Genomic DNA, 19,438 nt, shown 5'->3' on the forward strand with positions numbered 1-19,438 from the left:
AAAAGATTAATATGAAAATGAATCGTATCGTAATGGCTTTGGCACTGTCGGCCGTGATGTTCTCTTGCAGCGGGGAAGATAATAAAAGACCCAAAGGAGCCGACTACAGCATCATTAAAAAAGAATTGAAACTGGAAGGCGAGAAAGCCAAACAGTTTGACGAAGTAGTGGCGAAATACGCCAAAATGAGGGAAGAGAACCGCAAGTCCATGGGAGAGAAGCCGGACCGCGTAGCTCTATTTACCAAAATGGAAGAGATGCAGAAGCAGCAGGATGCGGAAGTGGGTAAGATTTTAACGCCTCAGGAAATGGAAAAATACAAGGTTTTCGTCAGCCAAAACACGAGAAAAAGACCACGCTATAACGATGAGTTATTGGCTAAAATTCAAACAGAGGCGGGGCTGAACGAAGAGCAGATGCAGGTGGTTCATGCGGCGAACAATGCTTTTGAAAAGGCTTATCAGGATGCGCATGATGTGTACCACGGCAACGGCGAGTTGGCCAAGGAGTATTGGGAGCGGTTTGATGCCCAAAGGAAAGCGGCGATTAAACACGCATTGACGGCAGAGCAGTATTCGGCTTATCTCGAAGTGGTGAAGAATGAAAAATACGTTCCTCGGGGCAAAAAATAAAAAATTACCTTATCATATCAATTAGGTTTGTGAAGCTGGATTTGTTGTCATGATAGATTCAGCTTCCGTTTTTGGGCTATGAAACGAATATTGAAAAGTCTTTTCCGAAAGAGAAGAAAAAACGAATCACGCTTAAAATACGTAATGTATTTGCTGCATCTTTGGTTGGGGCTTTGGTCTTCCCTTGTGGTATTTATCCTTTGTTTTACGGGAAGTCTTTATGCTTTCAAAACGCAGATTTCGGAGTGGTATAATGCCGATAAGGTGTTTGTCGAGGTAGGTCAGGAGCGGGCTTCTGCGCAAGAGGTTCAGCAGGCGTTGGAGGCGGAAGGGAAAACAATGACATCGCTGGTGTTGCCTCAGGATTTTGGACGTTCTTGGGGGATAGGCTACTTGGATGAAGGAGGGGCTTCCCGTTCGGTTTTTTACGACCCTTATATGCGTCGAGAACTTGGGACGGGGGATGACGGCCTGAATCGTTTTTTTGAGGTTGTTTTGGACTTGCATCGTAATTTAATGCTTGGCTCGGTGGGGCGTCAGGTGGTGGGAGCCAGCGTTTTGATGTTCTTGGGACTTTTGTTGTCGGGGTTGGTCTTATGGTTTCCCAAAAAGATGAAATATTTGAAACAGGGGCTTACCATTAAGTTTAAGGCGCGTTTTCAGAGGCTTAATTACGATTTGCATAACGTGCTGGGGTTTTATCTGATGTTGTTTTTGGCTTTTATTGCGATTACGGGGCTGTATGTAACTTACCCTTGGGTGAAGAATGCCCTTATCGTCTCTTTGGGCGGAGAACCTTTGAGTGAAATCAAGAATGAGGCGGAGGTGAAGGATGAAGCGTTTGCGTCTATTATGGGGGATATGCTGAATCGCCAAAAGGAAAAAACGACTTTAAAAGACGAAAAGCCGGTATCGGTTGGGGTTATTTTGGCGGCGACGGATCGTCTTTTTCCTTCGTCGGGGACGGTTATGGTGGAGTTTCCCAATGAGGAAAATCCGAGGTTTACGGTAAGAAAAATCAATTCGGATAATGCTTTAGGGGCATTGCTTCCGGACGAATTGTCTTTTGATAAAAAAGGCGTTTTGAAAAGCAAGATACTTTTTATGGATAAACCTTTGGATAAGCAATTTACTTCGCTTGCCAAACCTCTTCATACGGGGGAAATCATGGGATTGCCCAGTATTATTTTTTATTTTTTTGTGTCTTTATTGGGGAGTCTGCTTCCTGTAACCGGCGTGTTGATTTGGTGGCATCGGCTTAAAAAGATGAGCTGATGACTCCCTTTTTGCTTATCGGGTGCGGATGATGATTTGGGAATCCTCGGGGGCTTTTTCGGCGGTTTCTTCGGTGGTGCCGGGCTTTTTCTTTAGAATTTTGATTTGTACGGTACGCTTATCCAATGGGGTAACGAAGGGGTGCTTTCCTGTAATTTCTTCAATATCGGATTCGAATTTGAGATTGACGACAAAGTCGCTCAAAAGCAGGTGGAGCATATTTTCAGCCTCTTTTTTTTCTTTCGCCGTCAATTTGTTTTTTTCGAGCAATTCGCTTAGCCCTTCTATGGTAAACTGTTTGGTGTCAAGCATAAGGGTTTTACCGTCCCATTGGCTGTCGAGCGATTTAGGGTCTTCGGTTTTGAGGTAAAGACGGTGGTCTTCTTGGGTTAGGCGGTCTGCTTTGATGGCCATGCCCGAGAGTTCGTTTTGATCAAAAAGCCCTTTAATGAAAATCTTTTTCAATACCCTTGCCGAATCTTCGTTTAGCGGAGCTTTATTTTTTTCATCGGCTCGAAGTTGGTAGAGACTGGTCCACTCGTTAGGGATTTTTTCGAGATTCTTTTCTAAGTCGTTGTTGTTTTTCTTGCTTTTCCTTTTTTTCTTATCCGAATGGTCTGCTTTTTTTATCGCTTCGATAATAAGCGAAAAATCGGCATTGGTTTCAAAAGAGTAGGAGGCGTCTTTGTGAAAAACCATATCGGTGTACACTTGACAAGATTGGGCGCAGAGTCCTGCGAAAATACCACAAATTAGGAGAATCAATTTTTTCATGGAGTTAATGGCAAGAGGAGTGTTCGTTTTGGTGTTGGTTTTTTGGAGTGTCGATTTTTAGTTTTAAAGCTTCTTCTTTCGGGGAAAGGTAAGGGATGCCCAGTTCCATGCCGCGCAGGACAAAGAGGCCGCCTAATACAATCATGAAGAAAGGAATCACTTTCAGAAGTTTGAAACGAAACGTTTGCCCCATCAGATTCCCGGCCAAAACCACCGCGAACATGAAAGGAAAAGTTCCTAAACCGAAAAGCGCCATGAAAAGTGCACTTTGCAAAATTCCTCCGGCCGCCAACGAAGCCGTGAGAGCCATATAGACCATACCGCAAGGGAGAAAGCCGTTGAGGATTCCGGTGAAGAAACGGGAGCTTAGCCCGGATTTTTGAAGTTGTTTGCCCAGCGACCGTTTCACCTGCATGAGAGCTTGGTTTAAAAACGGGATTTTAGAGGCAAAATCGTTTCCGCCGAAAGAGAATAGCGCCATTGCAATTAGGGCTATTCCCACGGAGATGGTAAGGTACTTTTGAAATCCGGCCATTTCAAACCCTTTACCGAGAATACCTACCGTTGCGCCCAAAAGCGTATAGGTTACAATTCTTCCCAGGTTATAGCTGGTATTTTGAAGATGGAATTTGGACCGTTTGGCGAATCCCATGGATAAGGCGATGGGACCACACATTCCGATGCAATGAAAGCCGGAGGCGAGACCCAGTCCGAGTGCCGATAGAATGAGGGTTATTTCCATAGGACGTCGTAATCGATTTGGTAAGGTTTGCTTTGTTGTTTCCATTTTACTTTGAGGGTGTAAGACCCGGGGAATAAAATGGATTTGGGGATGGTTATACTTTGTTGGGCATCCAAGGGCAGGGTCTTATTGACGTCAAGTTTGGCGTCGTCCGTTCTGAAAAGTTGGAAGTCGATTTTTCCGTTTTCGGGTTTTATTTCTTCCGGAAAATGAACGACAATGCCTTCGGAGGTTTGTTTATAGACGGGTTTTACAGCGAGTCCGTCGGCATTGTTTTTGGCATCGATAATCGCCTGATAATGCAATTCTTCTTCGTAATAGTCATTGGAGACAAGCTCTGCATTTTGCCAGCCTCGGGTAAAGAAGAAAATCATGGAAAGGATAAAAACGATGAACCCTCCGAGTGCGAGCATGATGCCGTGAGCCCAAGTGAATTTTTTCAGCATAACGTACGGTTAAAATTGAATTTTAAAAGGACCTTCAAAATAGGTGTCAAAACTATCGAGTAACTTGCCGTCTTCATCGTAAACTCCGATGGAGAGATTCTGTTTGGAAAGTTTAATTTCTTGTTCGGGAAAGCTGACGTTAACGGTTCCTTTGGTAATTTGGTCTTTTTTAAGCAAAATAACATTGGTATCGCTGAAGGTTACTTCTCCGTTTTTGGGCGAAATTACTTTGATGGTTACTTTCTTGTTCTCGTTGGTTTTGTTGAGGAAGGTGTAATTATAACTATTGCTTATGCGACCGTCTTTCACGAAATAGGTAGAGCCTGCCGGTTTGATGAACTTGGCTTCCATGCTTCCTCTGTTGTAAAGCAAAAAGCATAGAAAACCAATCAAAAGGGACAAGACGACGGTGTAGGCTTTCATTCTATTGGTGAACTTAAAAGGCCTTTCTTTTTCGATTTCGTCTTCGGTGGCGTAGCGGATAAGACCTTTGGGGAGTCCGACTCTTTCCATAACTTCGTCGCAGGCGTCAATGCAGGCGGTACAGTTTACACATTCGAGCTGTTGTCCGTTTCGGATGTCGATTCCCGTAGGGCAAACCACAACGCACTGGTTACAGTCGATACAGTCGCCTTTTCCTGCGGCTTTACGGTCTTCTCCTTTTCGCCATTTGGATCGGTTTTCTCCTCTTTTGAAGTCGTAATAGACATTAATGGTTTGTTTGTCAATCAATACGCCTTGCAGACGTCCGTAGGGGCAAACCAAGGTGCAGACCTGTTCGCGGAACCAGGCAAACACAAAATAAAAGGCTCCGGTGAAAAGAATCATTACCAAAAAGTTGGTCGGGTGTTCAAATGGCCCTTGTCTCATGATGCGTCGCACCTCCTCCTGACCGACGATATACATGAACATGAAATGGGTGATGACCAAAGAGATGAGCCCGTAAATACTCCATTTTAAACCTCTTTTCCAAATTTTTTCGGCATTCCAAGGTTGCTTGTCCAGTTTTATCTGCTTATTTCGATCGCCTTCGATGGCGTATTCAATCTTTCTGAAAATCATTTCCATAAAGATGGTTTGAGGACAAATCCATCCGCAAAAAATCCGTCCAAATACGACGGTGAACAGAATGATGAACACGATAGAGGCGATGGCTCCCAATGCCAAAATAAAAAAGTCTTGAGGATAGAAAGGCTGCCCCATGATGAAAAAATCCCGATCGAGAATGTTAATCAGAAGCAGGGGATTATCATTGATTGTGATAAAAGGAATAACGAAGAAAACGCCCAATAGGAGATAACTGACGATTGTTCGGTAATTGGTGTACTTTCCTTTGGGTTTACGTGGATAGACCCATTTTCTTTTTCCGGATTGATCCATCGTGTTGACGGTATCGCGGAAGGTTTCGGGCTCGACGACTTGGCCTTGGCCTCCTTTTATCTCTTCTTTATTTTCTAATTCAGACATTGCACAGAGAATAAATGTTTAGACGCAAAGGTAGCAAAATTTAAAAAAAGCATAATGTGATTTTTGTTACCAAAACGGAAGGCGTATAAAATAAAAAAGACTGTCCTGAGACAGTCTTTTTTTTGAAGTTGAAAAAAATGAATTTTTTATTTTTCCCAGTGAGCCTCATTTCCTTGAGGAGCGGCTCCTCCTTGCGCCGGAGTAATAGGCGATTGCTCTTGATTGATGTGGTAGATGTAAGCGGCTACTTTTTCGATATCATTACCGGTTAGCTGCCCATTTTTACCAAAAGCCACCATGGTAGGGTTGTTAGGAGAACCATTATACACTACGTGGAAGATGCTTTTGAACAATGTAGGTTCGGGTTGGTTAATCCAGTAGTTGTCTGTAAGGTTTGGTCCAATCCCTCCTTTACCTCCGTCCATATGGCAAGAAACACAGTTGGTTTTGAAGATTTCTTGACCTTCGGCGATGTTATCCGCAGAGTAAGCCGCAGTTTCCTGAGTGGCTTGTGGGGCGGTTTTCATGTATTCTTCTACGGAAGCGATTTGGGTTTTGTACTCTTCGTCGTACTCTTTACCTGGGTCGGCAAAGTCGGTAAAACTGAAAGCCACAATGTAAATCACGCAGTAAGCGACACCGAACCAAAAGAGTCCCAGCCACCATTTGGGAAGTTGGTTGTCCAACTCCATAATGCCATCGAAACCGTGGTCGATGAGGATGTCTTTTTCCTCCTTGGTGGATTGCTTTTTAAAGGCACTTTCCCAAAGGGACTTCAAGTAAGGTTTTTTCTTTTCTGCGATGTAAGCCGCTCTTTCGGCTTCGGATAATTTTTGGAACTTGTTGTTTTCGATAAGATCTCCGATAGCACCGTGGATCATGGCTAAAATACAGCTGATAACAACTGTTCCCCAAAAATAGGGTGAAGACAAGAAAGAGGTGTTTTGTACAAACATGTAATAAACCACAAACAAGATGGTAAGAATTACAAGTATATTGACAATCACGGGGGTTCTTTGTTTCATGATGTTTTAATTTTATAAATTAAAGGATTTATCCTCGTCATCCAGCGGGGTATTAGCCGCATCGGAGTAGTGTTTTTTCGGTCTGCTGAAGACGTAAATCACCAACCCTATGAAGAATGTCATAAAGATAAGAAGCGCAATGGTCTGAAATAAACCGGTATAGGCTTCGTTGGATATGATATCTTTAAAATTCTGTGGTATCATGCGGCTAATACTTTGCGGATGAAACGATTAATTATTGCTTGCGGTTTGAACCTGAGTGGTTTTAATGTCGGTACCCAATCTTTGCAGGTAAGCGATAAGCGCAATAATCTCTTTCTTCTCGAGTTCTCCGGCTGGTTTTTGAGCGTAAGCTTCCTTGATGTCAGCGGCTTCGGAGAAGATTTGCTTCACGATTTGTTTCGCTTGATTATCGGCCCAGGCATTAGCTGTATCGATTTCTGCTTTGGTGTAAGGCACATCAAATACGTCTTTCATAAGGTTCAATTTGTCTACCATTTGGCTTCTGTCCAAATCGTTAGCAATCAACCAAGGGTAACGTGGCATGATGGACCCCGCTGATGTTGATCTTGGGTTGTACATGTGTTTGTAGTGCCAAGAGCTAGGGTTTTTTCCACCTTGTCTATGCAAATCCGGACCGGTTCTTTTAGAACCCCAAAGGAAAGGTCTGTCGTAAACGAATTCTCCGGCCTTGGAGTATTGTCCGTTTTTCCCGTTGAATCGTACGACTTCATCTCTGAACGGACGAATCATCTGAGAGTGGCAAGAGTTACAACCCTCGCGGATGTAAAGGTCTCTACCTTCCAATTCCAAAGGCGTATAAGGTTTAACCGCAGTGATTGTAGGTACATTTTCTTTTACGGTCAATGTCGGGATGATTTGTACCGCACCACCGATGGCTACGGCGACAAAAGCCAACACTGAAAGGTAAAGAGGCATTCTTTCCAACCAAAGGTGAGCGCCCTCGCCTTCTTTTCTTGCGCTGCCGATATTGGCTAAAGCAGGAGCTTCCGCAGGAACTTCTTTTTGGAAGGATCCTTTTCTTACGGTGGCAATTACGTTAACAACCATAAGAAGAGCTCCTAGGATATAGAGGATACCTCCGATGAAACGCATTACATAGTAAGGGATAATCGCGGTTACGGTATCCAGCCAGTTTTTCCAAACCAATGTTCCGTCCGGATTAAATTGTTTCCACATCAATCCTTGGGTAAATCCGGCAATGTATAGAGGAACGGCATAGAAAATAATACCTAAGGTTCCCAACCAAAAGTGCCAGTTGGCCAATTTAGGCGACCAAAGCTTGGTTCTCCACATGATAGGAAGTAGGTAGTAAATCATACCGAAGGCGATGAATCCGTTCCAGCCAAGTGCACCAATGTGAACGTGACCAATTACCCAGTCGGTGTAGTGACCGATTTTGTTAAGGGTTTTGGTGGCCAATAGAGGCCCTTCAAAAGTTGCCATACCGTAGCAGGTTACAGCCACAACAAAGAACTTAAGGATAGGATCTTCTCTTACTTTGTCCCAAGCTCCTCTAAGGGTTAAAAGTCCGTTCAACATTCCTCCCCAAGACGGAGCGATAAGCATCACGGAGAATCCTGTTCCTAGAGCTTGCGCCCACCCTGGAAGGGCAGTGTACTGCAAGTGGTGAGGTCCGGCCCAGATGTAAACAAAAATCAAAGACCAGAAGTGGATGATGGATAACTTATAAGAGAATACGGGACGGTCAGCTGCTTTAGGTAGGAAGTAGTACATTAGACCAAGCACTGGCGTTGTAAGGAAGAACGCTACGGCGTTGTGTCCGTACCACCATTGTACCAACGCATCTTTTACTCCGGAATATGCAGAATAAGATTTCCATCCGGTGAAAGAAAGAGGAACCTCTAAGTTGTTAAAGATGTGGAGCATGGCCACGGCAATCCAAGTACCGATGTAGAACCAAATAGCCACATAAAGGTGTCTTACTCTTCGTTTAGCGATGGTTCCGAACATATTGATACCGAAAATCACCCAAGACAAAGTAATAAGGATGTCGATTGGCCATTCGTGCTCGGCATATTCTTTCGAGGTATTGATTCCCATGAAGAAGGTGATGACCACGGCGACAATCATGATCTGCCAAGTCCAGAAGTGAATCCAAGACAAAGCGTCGCTGAACATTCTGGCTTTCAATAGTCTTTGCAAAGAGTAGTAAATCCCCGCAAAGATGCAGTTACCAACGAACGCAAAAATTACGGCGCTGGTGTGCAGCATTCTGATTCTACCGAATCCGAAAGCACCATTGGTGTTGATGAGACCTTCGATGTTACCAGCGGCCAAACTTTTAATGGTCGGGTCGTCCGTTCCGAAGAAGAATTCAGGTAACTCAGGATAGAAGAGCATTAGTGCGGCAGTCAGTCCGAGCAGGAACCCCACAACCCCGAAAATAACGGTGGCATAGAGGAACGCACGCACAATGCTGTTGTCATAACTAAACTTTTGTGTTTCCATATATATTAATTACTTTTTTTCTTGTTCAGAGGCCTTCTCTTTTCCGGGGTTTTCGTTTTTAACTTCGTCGTCCAAGAGGATTCTTACGGCCGGCGATTCGTCGTCTTCAAACTGACCTTTTTGGGCATTAATAATGAAGATAACCAAAAAAACCACGGCTAGTGATACACTGCAAATGATCATCAAATAGAGTATATCCATAGCGTCGCAAATTTAATTTTAAATTTTCTCCAAATTTAGTTAAAATTTATGATATTCATCATTCGATGTTAAATAGTGTTAATTTATAATATTTCTAAATTAAAATGAGTGAAATTAGTTTTTGGTTTTGAAATACTTACGGGCATTTAGCCAAGTGGCTGCCGAGGTGAAGCTCACGACGCTGATGGAGCTGATTGGCATCAGGATAGCGGCAATGAGAGGGGACATGTAGCCCAAAACGGCAATCGAAATGCCGATTACGTTGTACATTAAGCTGATGGCAAAAGTTATTTTTACGATTTTGATGGCGTCTTTGCTCAGGTCGAGATAGTGGTTCAGCGAGGCAACGCGGGAGCCGGCCATAATGATATCCGAGGAAGGGGTGAAGGCGTTGGTGTCGTCGGCTACGGCAATGCCAACATTGCTTTGTTTTAAGGCTCCGGCATCGTTAAGTCCATCGCCTAGCATGGCCACCTTTTCCCCTTGTTCTTGTAGCTTTTTTACGTAATTGAGTTTACTTTCGGGGTCTTGGTTGAAAGTCATTACCGAATCTTGCGGGAGGATGGTTTTCAGATTGTTTTTTTCCGATTCGTTGTCGCCGCTCAAAAGGTGGATTTTATAGTTTTTCAATTGTTTGAACAAGGAGGGGAGTCCGTTGCGGTATTCGTTTTTAAAGACGAATTTGCCCAAGAAGTGCTGGTCTTTACTCAGGTAGACTGCGGTCTCCAGGTTTTGGGGTGTTTTGCCGTTAAACTCGGCTGAGCCTATTTTGTACTGGTGTCCTCTTACTATTGCTGTATAGCCTTTTCCTGGGGTGTCGGCAAAGTTATCTGTTGGGAAGTATTCGTCTTCCGTGTCCAAAAATTCGTACAAGGCTTTGGAAAGCGGATGGGTGGAATTTTTAGAAAGGGTTTTCAGGTTCTTTAGGTCGAATTCGCTAAGAGGTTCCCCCTCATAGGTCAGGTGGGATTTTTTGTTGTGGGTGATGGTTCCTGTTTTGTCGAAAACGAGTGTTTGTATTTTGGCCAGTTTTTCGATGGTTAGGGTGTCTTTTACATAAAACTCGTTTCGTCCCATAATTCGCATGATGTGTCCCAGGGTGAAGGGGGCTGAAAGTGCCAGGGCGCAGGGACAGGCGACGATAAGGACGGCCGAAACGACTTGGAACATTTTTTCAAAATCGAGGCGTCCCCAATAGATTGCTGCTATCAGAGTGATGCCCAGTATGACGAGGGTGAAATATTTACTGATGTTGTTGGTAAGGTTGTCGAGGCCGTTTTCGTGTTTTCGGAAGGCTTCTTTGTTCCAAAGTTGGGTGAGGTAGCTTTGGTCAACGTTTTTGATGACTTCGAGTTCTAATACCGAGCCGATTTGCTTACCTCCAGCGAAAATTTTATCGCCCGGTTGTTTGGCGATGGTGGCACTTTCACCGGTGATGAAACTGTTGTCAATGTGGCCCTCTCCACTGATAAGGATGCTATCTACGGGGATGATTTCTTGGTTTCTTACAAGGATTCGGTCGCCGATTTTGAGCTCGGAGAGCAGAATGTTGTTTTGTTTTCCGCCGGTTTCCACTTTGGTAACGGCAATCGGATAAAACGATTTGTAATCCCGATCGTAAGCCAAGGCGTTGTAGGTTCTTTTTTGAAAGACTTTCCCTAAAAGCATGAAAAATAAGAGCCCGCAGAGGGTGTCGAAGTAGCCGGGGCCGAAATCCGTAAGGGTTTCATAAATGCTTCTTCCGTAGAGTACGAGAATCCCCAGCACGATGGGAACATCAATGTTGATGATGCCGTTTTTAAGACCGTACCAAGCGGATTTGTAGTAGTCGGATGCGGAATAGAAAACCACAGGGGTAGCCAAAAGAAACATGATGAAGCGGAAAAGGTGTTTGTATTTTTCCATCCAAAAATCGGTGGTTCCCATTAGTATTTCGGCGTATTCAGGATAGCTGAAGAACATTCCGTTGCCAAAAGTAAAGCCGGCAATGGCCAGTTTGATAAGGAGGGATTTGTCGATTTTTTCTTCTTTTTTGTCGGCGGTTTCCAGGTTAATTACGGGCTTGTATCCTAAGTTGGTCAGGAATTTGGCTAGTTCGCTGAGTTTTAAATTTTGATGGTTGAAGGAAATTTGTAGGTTTTTTTTGGTGAAATGCACCTGAGTATAATGGATGTCGGGATTCAGGGTTTGGAGACTTTCTAAAAGCCAAATGCAGGAACTGCAATGAATCACGGGGATTTTAAAGGTGACCAAAGTGGTATTTCCTTCGGAAAAATCGGTTATTTTATCGAAAACAGCGGGCGTGTCGAGGTAGTCGAATTGCGAGGCGTTTTCGTCGGGACGAATGCCTGAACTCTTGTTCAGAGCGTAGAAATTTCCGAGATTGTTCATGTTCAGAATCTCGTAGACCGACTTGCATCCGTTACAGCAGAATGTTTTGTTGTCGAATTTAATCTGCTCTTTTTCAGCGGGCTGACCGCAGTGGTAACATGATTTTGACACGGTGTTTTGGAAATTGACTTGCAAAAATATAACAAAAAACTTTGTTGTAAATTTTAAAATGTAGTATTTTTGCTGATAAATATCATGAGATTTATATGTCGATAGAGAAACAGGAGTTGATTGAGCAAAATCTTTTGAGTGTTTTCAATGAAAATGCTTTTCGCGAGATGCTTTCTCCGCAGGATTTTGATAAGTATGTCCAGGCTCGTAAGGAGATTTCGTTTCGCAAGGGAGAGATGCTCTTTGATGAGAATGAAGATGCAGATGGCGTTTATTTCGTTACCAAGGGAACGATTAAGTTGTCCAAATCGGGAGTGTACGGTAAAGACCAAATTCTTAGATTTATAAAGGAGGGCGATCTGATTGGGTATCGTTCTTTGTTAATCGGTGAGAATTTTCAGGCGAAAGCCGAGGCCATGTCCGAAGTAGAGGTTGTTTTTGTGCCCGGGGAGGTCTTTCTTCATATGTTGGAGGTGGATTCCAAGCTGTCTTTTACGATGCTTCAGAAATTTGCTTACGAACTGGGAGAGTCATCCAATACGATTACGTTTTTGGCACAGAAAACGGTTCGGGAGCGTTTGGCTGAGATTTTACTCCTTTTGGAGCTGAAACTCGGGACGGATCCGGAGGGATTCATAAAGATTTCGCTTACTCGGGAAGAAATTGCCAACCTCATCGGGACGGCTACGGAAAGTGCGATACGGCTTATTTCGGAATTTAAGCATGACGGGCTGATTGAGACGGAGGGGCGTAACATTAAGATTTTAAACCACGAGAAACTGATAAAATTAGGACACGTGGTCATGTAGAAAAAAAGCTGGAGTTTCATCCGGCTTTAATTTTTGTTTTAAATACTAAATTATTATGTCTGTACATTCGGAAATAAAGAAGATTACGACGGAAACCTTGCGGAAAATGAAGTTCGACAAGGAGAAGATCACGATGCTTACGGCTTACGATTATACCACGGCCAAAATGGTGGATGCCGGCGGAGTGGATGCTATTTTGGTGGGCGATTCTGCTGCAAATGTGATGGCGGGGCACGAAACGACTTTGCCGATTACTCTGGAGCAGATGATTTATCATACTCAGTGTGTTATCCGAGGGGTTGAGCGTGCGTTGGTGGTGGCGGATTTGCCTTTCGGGACTTACCAAAGCAATCCGGAGAAAGCATTGGATTCGGCGGTGCGGATGATGAAAGAAGGCGGGGCTCATGCGGTTAAGGTGGAAGGCGGGGCCGAGATTGAAAAATCCATCCGAAAAATTGTAAATGCGGGGATTCCGGTGATGGGGCATTTGGGGCTTACGCCACAATCCATCTATCAATTTGGAACGTATAAGGTTCGGGCAAAGGAGGAAGCCGAGGCCGAAAAGCTAATGGAAGAGGCAAAACTTTTGGAATCTTTGGGATGTTTTGCATTGGTTTTGGAAAAAATTCCTGCGACTTTGGCGAAAAAGGTTTCGGAGAGTCTTACCATTCCTACGATAGGAATTGGTGCGGGAGCGGACTGCGATGGTCAGGTTTTGGTTTATCATGACATGATAGGGATGAATCAAGGGTTTTCGCCTAAGTTTTTGAGACGCTACCTTGATCTTTATTCGGAGATTACGGGGGCGGTGTCTCGGTATGTGGCAGACGTGAAGGCGGTAGATTTTCCCAACGAAAACGAAAAATACTAAATGATGGATAGTCGAACAATTCAGGGGATTTTATCGATTGGCGCTTTGTTTTGCATTGTGGTGGGCTGGTTGAATCTTTTTTCTCCGGAGGTTAATTACTTTATTTATAGGCAGGTTTTTTATGTGCTTATCGGGGCGAGTTTTTTTATGATGGTGCCCTCGCTGGTGAATCGGAAAATGGTTTATCCGATGTATTTGGCGGCTTTATTTTGCGTGGTGGGCGCTTTTCTTCCCGAGGAGAGTCGTTTTTCTGGTATTAAGAGTATTGGTTTGTTTGCCGGAGTTTTGATTTCTATTTTTAACCGTCCACGGATTTCGGGGCGCTCCTAAGTAAACGTAAATTATGGATAGACAACAGGGGTTTGAGGCGGTTCAGATTGTGTATGAAGACAATCATCTTTTGGTGGTGAATAAAAAAGCAGGACAACTGGTACAGGGCGACAAGACGGGGGACGAGTCTTTATTGGAAAGTATTAAAGCGTTTATCAAAGCGCGGGATGCCAAGCCGGGGAATGTGTTTTTGGGGTTGGTGCACCGGATTGATCGTCCGACATCGGGGCTGGTGATTTATGCTAAAACGTCAAAGGCCTTAACCCGTTTGACTCAAATGGTTAAAAACAGGGAGATTAAGAAGACTTACTGGGCGGTGGTGCCTAAAGAGATGATACCGGTTTCTCAGCGGTTGGTTCATTATTTGAAGAAAAATGAAAAAAACAATAAAGCGATTGTTTTTTCTAGTGCGACGCAAGGGGCGAAGGAGTCCATTTTATCTTACCGATTAATTCATGTTCTTGAGCGGTATCAGCTTTTGGAGATTGATTTGGAAACGGGGCGTCATCATCAGATTCGGGCGCAGTTGTCCAAGATTGGGGTTCCGATTAAGGGGGATTTGAAGTATGGGGCTCCTCGGTCGAATCCGGATGGCGGAATTTCTCTTCATGCTCGAAGGCTTTCTTTTGTGCATCCGGTGACTAAACATCCGATTGAAATAACGGCGCCGGTTCCTGCCAATGATGTTGTTTGGGCGGCTTTGGAACAATCGGTTGAATAGAAGAGGGAATTTGAATTTTATTTGAAAAAGAATTTAGGCTTGCCTTAAAGTCAAACGGGATAAGTGAAGACTAAATTTTAGTTTGGGTAAGCACTAGGGGAGGTTTTTATGCTGAATTTAATTTAGATGTGAGTAATGATAAAAAAAACGCTTCGTCCTTGGGACGAAGCGTTTTTTGTTTTGACCGAAATTGCCATTCGGGTTAGTTGTTCTTGGCTTCTTCAGCGATGAGATTCAATGCTGATCCGGCCTTAAACCATCCGATTTGCTGGTCGTTGTAAGTATGATTTGCAATGACGGTGTCTTTGCTTCCGTCGGCGTGGATAAATTCTAACGTGAGCGGTTTTCCTGGGGCGAACTGATCCAAATCCAAGAAGTTGATGGTGTCGTCTTCCTGAATTTTATCGTAGTCGGCTTTATCGGCAAACGTCAGTGCCAGCATCCCTTGTTTTTTCAGGTTGGTTTCGTGAATTCTTGCAAAGGATTTAACCAGTACGGCTTTTACGCCTAAGTGTCTTGGTTCCATAGCGGCGTGCTCTCTGGAAGAACCTTCCCCGTAATTTTCGTCACCTACCACAATAGAAGGAACTCCAGCGGCTTTGTAGGCTCTTTGTACAGCAGGAACCTCTCCGTATTCTCCGGTCAATTGGTTTTTCACGAGGTTGGTTTCCATGTTGTAGGCGTTGACCGCACCGATGAGCATGTTGTTGGAAATATTGTCGAGATGACCTCTGTATTTCAACCATGGTCCAGCCATCGAGATGTGGTCTGTGGTGCATTTGCCGAAGGCTTTAATCAATACTTTTGCTCCTTCGATATTTTTACCGTCCCAAGGTTTGAAAGGCTCTAAAAGTTGAAGCCTGTCGGACTGAGGGTCGACCAAAACCTGTACGGCAGAACCGTCTTCAGATGGAGCTTGATAACCGTTGTCGTCCACATCGAAACCTTTGGCTGGAAGTTCGGCGCCTTTAGGTTCGTCTAATTTAACTTGCTCTCCGGCTTCGTTGGTTAGCGTATCGGTAATCGGGTTGAAATCCAATCGTCCAGAGATGGCTACGGCAGCCACCATTTCGGGAGATGCCACGAAAGCGTGCGTGTTGGGGTTCCCGTCGGCTCTTTTAGCAAAATTTCGGTTGAATGAGTGGATGATGGAGTTTTTTTCTCCTTTTTCCGAACCTTCTCTATCCCATTGGCCGATGCACGGTCCGCAAGCGTTGGTAAAGATTCTGGCATTTTCAAATTTTCGGAACGAATCCAAGAAGCCGTCTCTTTCAGCCGTGAATTTTACTTGCTCGGATCCAGGGTTGATTCCAAGAATGGCTTTGGGTTTAACTCCTTTGGCAACAGCATCTTCTACGATGGAAGCTGCTCTGGAGAGGTCTTCGTAAGACGAGTTGGTGCAAGAACCAATCAGAGCCCATTCCACCTCCAAAGGCCATCCGTTGGCTTGCGCTTTTTCTCTAAATTCAGCGACAGGAGTGGCTAAATCCGGAGTGAAAGGCCCGTTAAGATGAGGAGTGAGTTCAGAAAGATTGATTTCGATAACCTGATCGAAATATTGTTCGGGATTAGCGTAAACTTCAGCATCACCGGTGAGGTGTTCGGCTATTTTATCGGCTTCGTTTACAACTTCTTGTCTTCCGGTAGCGGCGAGGTATCTTCTCATGGCATCGTCGTAACCGAAAGTCGACGTGGTGGCTCCGATTTCGGCCCCCATGTTACAGATGGTTCCTTTTCCTGTTGCGGATAAAGACTGGGCGCCTTCTCCGAAGTACTCAACGATGCATCCGGTTCCTCCTTTTACGGTAAGGATGCCGGCGACTTTCAGTATGACGTCTTTTGCCGAAGTCCATCCGTTCATTTTGCCGGTTAGTTTGATACCGATAAGTTTCGGCATTTTTAGCTCCCAAGGCATTCCGGCCATTACGTCAACCGCATCGGCACCACCTACGCCGATGGCAACCATTCCGAGTCCGCCGGCATTTACGGTATGCGAGTCGGTTCCGATCATCATTCCCCCGGGGAAGGCGTAGTTTTCCAATACCACTTGGTGGATGATTCCGGCTCCGGGCTTCCAAAAGCCAATACCGTATTTGTCGCAGACGGAACTTAAGAAATTGAAAACTTCAGAGTTTTTATTGATTCCCTCCTGAAGGTCGGCTTCGGCGCCTACCCTGGCCTGAATCAGGTGGTCGGCATGAGCCGTGGAGGGCACTGCTACTTTCTTTTTGCCGGCTTGCATGAACTGAAGCAATGCCATTTGAGCCGTGGCGTCTTGCATGGCCACTCTGTCCGGAGCAAAATCCACATAGGAATTTCCTCTTTCGTAGGCTTGTGTAGCATTTCCTTCCCAAAGGTGGGCGTAAAGGATTTTTTCGGCAAGTGTTAGCGGTTTTCCTACGGCTTTTCTCGCTGCTGCGATTCTTTCCGGGTAGCGCGCGTACACTTTTTTGATCATATCAAGGTCAAAAATCATGTCATTAAAAATTTTTGGATTGTTAATACCTAATAAAGTTTCAAAATTACAAATAATTAAGGATTTTGAAAAGAGGTATAATTTAGATTTAGTATAAATAACAAGCTAAAACTCTTAGCGCTAAGTTTCTCGAAATAAACTCTTTTGAACTGTTTTTGAGAATGTTTCGTAAGGTGTATTGAGTATCTGTCCGTGGGATTGAATCCTTAGGTTGACTAAATTGCTTAGGTAGAAAGGTGCAAAATAGGGGTTGTTTTTTTAAGGTAAAAAATTGTATTTTCGCGACCAGAATTTTAGGGGGTGCTGCTCTGGCGGCTGAGATTATACCCAATGAACCTGGAACAGGTAATGCTGTTTAGGGAGGTGAGACGGCTTGATGCTGAAATTTTGCGTTTTTCGAATCTTTAGGCGTAGGTTAAGGCTCGACATAATCTGAAAGAACCCCTTTTATTCCGATAAATTTTAAAACAATTTATAAAGAATGAAAGGATTTTTTATTTTGGGGCTTTGTGTAAGTCCGGCGGTGTGGTATGCGCAAGAACAGGCGCAGGATTCTGTAAAGGTGGAAACGATTGAAACGGTAAGTTTCGTTAAACGCCTTCCGGTGACTAAAGAAATCATTAATGTAGAACGGGATTTGAGGGTTAAGAATCTGGCTCAGGATCTTCCTATTTTGTTGAAAAACCAAATGTCGGTCGTATCGACTTCGGATGCAGGAAATGGTGTGGGGTATACGGGATGGCGGATTCGAGGTACGGGAGGTGCAGGGATTAACGTTATGCTCAACGGGGTGCCTTACAACGACAGCGAATCGTTCGGGACGTTTTTTGTCAATGTGTCGGATTTGGCTTCTTCGGCTTCCAATATCGTTATCCAGCGCGGCGTTGGATCTTCCACGAATGGGGTGGGGACTTTCGGAGCCAGCGTGAATGTGCTCACCAGAGATCCTGAAGATAAGGCGTATGCTTTGACGAACCAATCGTACGGTTCATTTAATACCCGCCGTCATGCCTTTGAACTGGGCTCGGGTAAATTATTCAATAACAAACTTTCCTTAATGGGGCGTTATTCGATGACGCAATCCGACGGCTATATCGATCGGGCATTTTCGGATCTTAAATCCTATAATTTTACGGCTTTGTTTGAAGAGGGGCGTATGCGACTGCGGTTTATGGCTTTCGGAGGGAAGGAGAAGACGTATCAGGCTTGGAACGGAATTACTTGGGAAGATTTTTTGAAAAATCCGAAAACCAATTATTCTGGGGCGATTTATGGTGTGGATGGTAGCGTTACGGGGTATTACGATAACGAAACGGACAATTACAGACAGAACCACTACCATTTGCTTTGGGAGCAGGCTTTTTCGGAGAATTGGAATTTGGCGACCACCGTGCATTATACCCGGGGGAAGGGGTATTATGAAAATTACCGTCAGAACGATCGTTTGAACCGTTACCAGTTGGAGGCTTTTGAGTTTGGAGGCGCTACGGTTTCCCGTGCGGATTTGATTCGTTACAAATGGTTGGATAACCATTTTTATGGTGTGATTTCTAACCTTTATGGCAAAACGGGCGATTTGGAGCTTAATTTTGGGTTGGCTACCAATCAGTATTTGGGGGATCATTTTGGGGAGGTGACTTCTGTTCGGGATTACGGGGTTAATATTCCGAATAAACACCGCTATTACCTTAATCGCTCTTTGAAAAACGAAATGGCTTGGTATGGTAAGGCTTTGTATCGTTTGGGGCGTTTTGATATGTTTGCGGATGTGCAGTTTAGGGGCATAGGCTATCATACGGAGATTAAGAATAATCCTTCGGAGGGAGCTGATATTGATCGTAATTGGTTGTTTTTCAATCCGAAAGCGGGAGTTAATTTCCGTTTGCCACAGGGGAAGGTATATTTATCGTATGCCCATGCGCATCGTGAGCCTAACCGAGGCGATTTGATTGCGAATCTGAAGACCGAGGCGGAGAAGCTCCACGATGTCGAATTGGGCGTTGAAAAGCAGGTGGGGCGTTGGCTGACGTTTAGCACTAACGGTTATTTGATGTACTACGAAAACCAGTTGGTTTTAACGGGGAAGATCAATGATGTGGGAGCGATGATTCGGGAGAATTCCGGAGAGTCTTACCGGTTGGGATTGGAAACGGCTGTATCGGCAAAAGTTGCTCGTAACCTTACACTTTCGGGGAATATGACCTTGAGCCAAAACCGAAACAAAAATTACAAGACGGAGGATTCTTATACAGATGCTTCGGGAGCGACGGTGCTGGTGGCGAAAAACCATGGTGATACGGCGATTTCGTACTCGCCTAACTTTATAAGTTCGGTTTCGGTGGCTTACCGTCCTTTGGAGAAACTGGATGTGACCTTAACCAATCAGTATGTTGGTCGCCAATACCTTGACAATACCCAAAATGATCAGTTGAAATTACCGGGTTATAATGTGCTGGATGCCTTGGTGGGCTATCGCATGGAGTTTAATCGTTATGATTTGGGGATTAACTTGATGGTCAATAATATCTTGAATCGTAAGTACGCCAATAACGGTTATGTTTATGACGGGGTGATTGTTTACCCTCAGGCGGGAACTAATTATATGCTGGGGATGACTTTGAAGTTCAGGTAGTTTTACTTTTGGATAGGTTGGTTTAAGGGAGTGAACAAAAAA

17 protein-coding genes are annotated in these 19,438 nt (G+C 44.3%); 7 read left to right on the forward strand and 10 right to left on the reverse strand.

Features of this window, described 5'->3' with window-relative positions; genetic code table 11:
• Positions 1-11: 11 nt before the first annotated feature.
• On the forward strand, positions 12-632 hold the full coding sequence (locus VQ048_RS05180) for a hypothetical protein (protein WP_327610633.1): 621 nt from the start codon (positions 12-14) through the stop codon (positions 630-632).
• A 78-nt stretch (positions 633-710) separates the two neighbouring features.
• The gene (locus VQ048_RS05185; protein ID WP_327610634.1) at positions 711-1,907 is read left to right on the forward strand and encodes a PepSY-associated TM helix domain-containing protein; all 1,197 of its coding nucleotides are present in this window, start codon (positions 711-713) and stop codon (positions 1,905-1,907) included.
• A gap of 15 nt (positions 1,908-1,922) precedes the next feature.
• On the opposite strand, the gene VQ048_RS05190 is transcribed toward VQ048_RS05185, so the two are convergent.
• From VQ048_RS05190 to VQ048_RS05230, 9 genes are all read right to left on the reverse strand, one after another.
• On the reverse strand, positions 1,923-2,681 hold the full coding sequence (locus VQ048_RS05190) for a hypothetical protein (RefSeq protein WP_327610635.1): 759 nt from the start codon (positions 2,679-2,681) through the stop codon (positions 1,923-1,925).
• Positions 2,682-2,685: 4 nt separating this feature from the next.
• On the reverse strand, positions 2,686-3,423 hold the full coding sequence (locus VQ048_RS05195) for a sulfite exporter TauE/SafE family protein (protein WP_327610636.1): 738 nt from the start codon (positions 3,421-3,423) through the stop codon (positions 2,686-2,688).
• Entirely contained in the window at positions 3,414-3,869 is a 456-nt protein-coding gene (locus tag VQ048_RS05200; RefSeq protein ID WP_327610637.1) for a FixH family protein, read from the reverse strand. Before VQ048_RS05200 ends, VQ048_RS05195 begins: the two co-directional genes overlap by 10 nt.
• 9 nt (positions 3,870-3,878) lie before the next feature.
• Complete coding sequence (ccoG, locus tag VQ048_RS05205) at positions 3,879-5,336, reverse strand: cytochrome c oxidase accessory protein CcoG (protein ID WP_327610638.1); 1,458 nt, start codon at positions 5,334-5,336, stop codon at positions 3,879-3,881.
• 146 nt (positions 5,337-5,482) lie between these two features.
• The gene (locus VQ048_RS05210; protein ID WP_327610639.1) at positions 5,483-6,361 is read right to left on the reverse strand and encodes a c-type cytochrome; all 879 of its coding nucleotides are present in this window, start codon (positions 6,359-6,361) and stop codon (positions 5,483-5,485) included.
• A gap of 12 nt (positions 6,362-6,373) precedes the next feature.
• A complete protein-coding gene (locus tag VQ048_RS05215) occupies positions 6,374-6,565 on the reverse strand; it encodes a cbb3-type cytochrome oxidase subunit 3 (protein ID WP_327610640.1) in 192 nt (63 codons plus the stop codon).
• A gap of 27 nt (positions 6,566-6,592) precedes the next feature.
• Positions 6,593-8,854 (reverse strand): cytochrome-c oxidase, cbb3-type subunit I, encoded by a 2,262-nt coding sequence (gene ccoN / locus VQ048_RS05220; protein WP_327610641.1) that lies wholly within the window; start codon positions 8,852-8,854, stop codon positions 6,593-6,595.
• A 9-nt stretch (positions 8,855-8,863) separates the two neighbouring features.
• Complete coding sequence (gene ccoS / locus VQ048_RS05225) at positions 8,864-9,055, reverse strand: cbb3-type cytochrome oxidase assembly protein CcoS (protein ID WP_327610642.1); 192 nt, start codon at positions 9,053-9,055, stop codon at positions 8,864-8,866.
• A gap of 114 nt (positions 9,056-9,169) precedes the next feature.
• The gene (locus VQ048_RS05230) at positions 9,170-11,557 is read right to left on the reverse strand and encodes a heavy metal translocating P-type ATPase (RefSeq protein ID WP_327610643.1); all 2,388 of its coding nucleotides are present in this window, start codon (positions 11,555-11,557) and stop codon (positions 9,170-9,172) included.
• Between the two features lie 95 nt (positions 11,558-11,652).
• Here VQ048_RS05230 and VQ048_RS05235 point away from each other — a divergent pair, with 95 nt between their 5' ends.
• The 4 genes from VQ048_RS05235 to VQ048_RS05250 are packed head-to-tail and all read left to right on the forward strand — an operon-like array spanning position 11,653 to position 14,288.
• Positions 11,653-12,366, forward strand: coding sequence for a Crp/Fnr family transcriptional regulator (locus VQ048_RS05235; protein WP_327610644.1), 714 nt, complete (start codon positions 11,653-11,655; stop codon positions 12,364-12,366).
• A 55-nt stretch (positions 12,367-12,421) separates the two neighbouring features.
• The gene (panB, locus tag VQ048_RS05240) at positions 12,422-13,237 is read left to right on the forward strand and encodes a 3-methyl-2-oxobutanoate hydroxymethyltransferase (RefSeq protein WP_327610645.1); all 816 of its coding nucleotides are present in this window, start codon (positions 12,422-12,424) and stop codon (positions 13,235-13,237) included.
• A complete protein-coding gene (locus VQ048_RS05245) occupies positions 13,238-13,567 on the forward strand; it encodes a hypothetical protein (RefSeq protein WP_327610646.1) in 330 nt (109 codons plus the stop codon).
• A 13-nt stretch (positions 13,568-13,580) separates the two neighbouring features.
• A complete protein-coding gene (locus VQ048_RS05250; RefSeq protein WP_327610647.1) occupies positions 13,581-14,288 on the forward strand; it encodes an RluA family pseudouridine synthase in 708 nt (235 codons plus the stop codon).
• A 202-nt stretch (positions 14,289-14,490) separates the two neighbouring features.
• Here VQ048_RS05250 and VQ048_RS05255 read toward each other — a convergent pair whose 3' ends face one another.
• Entirely contained in the window at positions 14,491-16,764 is a 2,274-nt protein-coding gene (locus VQ048_RS05255; protein ID WP_327610648.1) for an aconitate hydratase, read from the reverse strand.
• Between the two features lie 481 nt (positions 16,765-17,245).
• Here VQ048_RS05255 and VQ048_RS05260 point away from each other — a divergent pair, with 481 nt between their 5' ends.
• A complete protein-coding gene (locus VQ048_RS05260) occupies positions 17,246-19,396 on the forward strand; it encodes a TonB-dependent receptor (RefSeq protein WP_327610649.1) in 2,151 nt (716 codons plus the stop codon).
• Positions 19,397-19,438 lie beyond the last annotated feature (42 nt).

It is taken from the genome of Bergeyella anatis (assembly GCF_036016955.1).
GTDB lineage: Bacteria > Bacteroidota > Bacteroidia > Flavobacteriales > Weeksellaceae > JAYWXI01.